The organism is Pseudomonas fluorescens (assembly GCF_902497745.1).
GTDB classification, from domain to species: domain Bacteria; phylum Pseudomonadota; class Gammaproteobacteria; order Pseudomonadales; family Pseudomonadaceae; genus Aquipseudomonas; species Aquipseudomonas fluorescens_BM.
Genome location: NZ_CABVHJ010000039.1, coordinates 1 through 3,450, shown reverse-complemented (window position 1 = coordinate 3,450; position 3,450 = coordinate 1). Strand labels below are relative to the sequence as shown.

2 protein-coding genes and 1 pseudogene are annotated in these 3,450 nt (G+C 55.6%); 1 reads left to right on the top strand and 2 read right to left on the bottom strand.

Annotated features, from left to right (window positions below):
• The first annotated feature begins 166 nt into the window (after positions 1-166).
• A complete protein-coding gene (locus F8N44_RS30615; RefSeq protein WP_191630988.1) occupies positions 167-1,237 on the top strand; it encodes a helix-turn-helix domain-containing protein in 1,071 nt (356 codons plus the stop codon).
• Between the two features lie 44 nt (positions 1,238-1,281).
• Here the strand turns inward: F8N44_RS30615 and F8N44_RS30610 are convergent.
• Positions 1,282-1,527, bottom strand: a pseudogene (locus tag F8N44_RS30610) (IS30 family transposase); the annotation flags it as partial.
• Between the two features lie 155 nt (positions 1,528-1,682).
• A complete protein-coding gene (gene ltrA / locus F8N44_RS30605) occupies positions 1,683-3,233 on the bottom strand; it encodes a group II intron reverse transcriptase/maturase (RefSeq protein WP_412071586.1) in 1,551 nt (516 codons plus the stop codon).
• Positions 3,234-3,450 lie beyond the last annotated feature (217 nt).

Sequence of the window (3,450 nt, the reverse complement as noted above, 5' to 3'; positions counted from 1 at the left end):
CCCTTTCTAGGGGGGGGCGGTACTCGGTGGTCTGATTTCACAGGTATTCAAGGCCAACGTCCGATGCCTGGGTGACGTAGTGAAGTTCAGCAATCGTGTTTAGACTCTGATGTGCCCGTCTCGTCGGATTACGAAATATCAACAGGTTCCAAGGAAGGAAAAAAGCATGAGTACATGTGATGGCGACTTTCGCAGCTCAGTCAATGTGTTTCCCGCGGTCAGTTTTTCCACAAGCTCGCTGGAAGAGCCGGTCAAGAATGATGCCTGGCGCCGCTTGACGGCACCGCTGTTCGAGGCGACGGTCGCGGACGCCCGACAGCACGCTGTGCTTGAGGGCGGGATGACGGCCCATTTTCTGGGTGGCTCGGTGGTAGGCACGATGTGGTTCAACGCGCAGCATTTTGAGCGTGACCAGAGGTTGGTACTGTCGACCGGACTGGACCAGTACATTGTGCAGTTGTTTTTGGAGGGGGGCGCTAGCGTGGTGTGTGGCGGCCGCGAGGTCGACGTTCGAGTCGGGGATATACTCGTTCTGGACCTTGCAAAAACGGCGAGCACTTTTGCACCTAAGGGCGGCAATACGGTGTGGATGATGGTGTCCCATGACACGTTGGATCGAGAGAGCGCAGGACGCAATCTCCATGGCGCCGTGATTCGTTCGTACGATCCGTTGGCGAGCCTGCTGCGCGAGATGCTGATGAGTCTGTGCCAGCATGGGCATTTTGCGCGCACCGATGACGAGTCTTCGATCGAGGGGGCGGCAGTTTCATTATTGGTGGGGGTGATCATACGTAGCCGGTTGGACCCGATACAGTCTGCTCCGGTGCTGTCGATGGTGTTGCGTCGTCGCATTTTTGCTTACGTTGAAGAACATCTGACCAATCCTCAACTGGGGGTGGAACATTTTGTCGTACATTTCAAGGTGTCGCGGGCTCACCTCTATCGGATTTTTTCCGAGGAGGGTGGTGTTGCCTCGATGATTCGCGATCGTCGGCTTGATGCTGCCTATCGTGATTTGACGAGGGGGGGCGAGCACCCCGCTGGCTCCATTACAGAAACCGCCCACAAGTATTTCTTTTCCAGCAGTAATCACTTCCTGCGCGCGTTTCGTGCGCGCTTTTGCTGCTCGCCTTCCGAAGCCATTCACGTTGGCATGGGTGTCAGGGTGAAGTGCTCGGCGAGCGGAATTCTTGAGCATCTCACAGGTGTCGTCGCATCGATGGACTTGTCCTCTTAGTCGTCGTGTGTGGTGTTTAGCCGCGTTTTTTTAGCCTTCTGCTACCGCCACGGACTGTGCGGATCTGCAAAGTAAATTTTCATGCCGGTGTCTGTGGTGATTTCAGCGTGGCGGGCCATTTCACTGCCTTGATCGTGTGTCAAGGTTTTCAGCAGTGAGGGCGCCATCCGCGACATCTCTCGGGTAATGGCTTGAGCGGCTGCATCGGCGGTCGGTGCGTCGAGTTTTGCCAAGATCACGTAACGGCTGGTGCGCTCAACCATCGTGGCGACAGCGGAGCGTGAACGACTGTACGAAACCACTCAACTAGCACTGAGTGATCATCACCAGGTGTTCGCACTCCGTTTCGATCTACACTTTCCTGATGACTCATTGCTCGATTCAGGGGTCGCGGTAGGAATGGCAGTCACCTGCCCCCCCCCCGCACAGATCCGTACGTGCGGAATTACCGCATACGGCTCCTGCCTTGGGTTTTGACGCCGAAGCGGGTTATGGGATGCGGATGCATTGGTAGCTCTCTTGGATAGGGTATGAATAGCCGGGCCAACGTAGCCATGCGTTCCCAGCTCAGACGGTGCCGCTGACTTCGCCGTTTAAGAGCATGCCTCCACGCACCGATCACTTCACGGCGAAAGGCATCCAGTCGCCGTGTGTTACTGGGTACGTGATAGTAGTTGCAGTAACCTTTAAACAGACGGCTCAACCATTGTCCGATTACCTGGACGGGCTCGTGCCTGCGCTTGTGTAACTGCGCCCGTATCTCCCTGATTGTCGTTCTCATACGCTTGGCGATGGTCACGCGTCTAACCACAAACATCCCGTTCTTGGTTTTATCACAGATATGCGTGAACCCGAGAAAATCGAAAGTTTCCGGTTTTCCTTCTCCGCGCTTCTTGCGATCTTCGATCGCGAACCAGCCAAACCGTAGCAAACGTGTTTTCTCTGGATGCAGTGTCAGGTTGAACTGAGCTAGTCGAGCCTCCAACGCCTGGCGAAAACTCCATGCATCTTCATGCTTTTCAAACCCAAGCACACTGTCGTCTGCGTACCGCACAGCAATCATCTGACCTCGTGCAGTACGCTCGCGCCATTGCCTGATCCACAAGTCCATCACGTAGTGCAGGTAGATGTTGGCAAGCAACGGTGAAATGGGCGCACCTTGCGGCGTGCCCTGCTTCGCAGGAATGCGCTTTCCATTTTCGAGAACACCTGTGCGCAACCATCGAGCTATCAGCGCTAACATTCGCCTATCCGCGATTCGGTGTTGCAGGAAGCACATCATCCATTCGTGATCGATGGTGTCAAAGAACGCTCGAATATCCACGTCCAATATCCAGCGAACACGCGAATTCTGTATTCCTACCGATAACGCATCCAATGCATCGTGTTGCCCTCGACCTGGGCGAAAACCATACGAGAGTCCGAGAAAGTTCTGCTCATAAATTGCGTTGAGCACTTGCACGACTGCGGTCTGGACGATCTTGTCTTCCAGTGCGGTTACGCCCAGCGGGCGCTCGCTACCATCTGCCTTTGGGATAAACACCCGCCGGACAGGCTGGGCGCGATAGCGGCCACTATGCACTTTGTCGTGTAAGGCTGTCAGCCTTGTGAGCAGACCTTGCTCATACTCTCGCCACGATAGACCATCCACACCACTGGCCGCGTCTCGCTTGAGATTGTAGAAACTCTCGTGCAATAGCTCGACCGTCACGTGGTGCAGCAAGCTCGTGAACTTTACCCGGCGATCTCGCCGAGCTGCTTGACGTACAGCGAGCAACCCTGACAACGCACTTGTCCGGCTCTGCGTCCGGGATGCGGAAAGCTGTTCGCTGTTCCCCTTGGCTAACTCCCTTTCCTCCATTGTCTCCGCTGAGCAAAACCCATTGTTCGACAACTTCTCAGGTACTACGGAGTTATCCGACTTCTCATCCGCGTAGACGGCAGGCTTTTGGCTTGTGACCTTTCCTGCCCCGTCTGGCTTGTCACGACCAGACACGGATGAGATCTCCCAGCTTCCGTACAGTTGACTTCCCAGCATGCTCAGGGTCTACGACCGCGCAGGGCGTGAAACATGGCTTGCGATTATCGTCATGCACACTGTGGCCTTCCGCTTCGCTTAACAGCGTCGGCGCCCTGGACTCATGATTTCGCGGCTCAATGGCTGGCCTGCTGGTTTCCCCTGCCAACGCTTCGCCGTACACCTCACGGTGCAC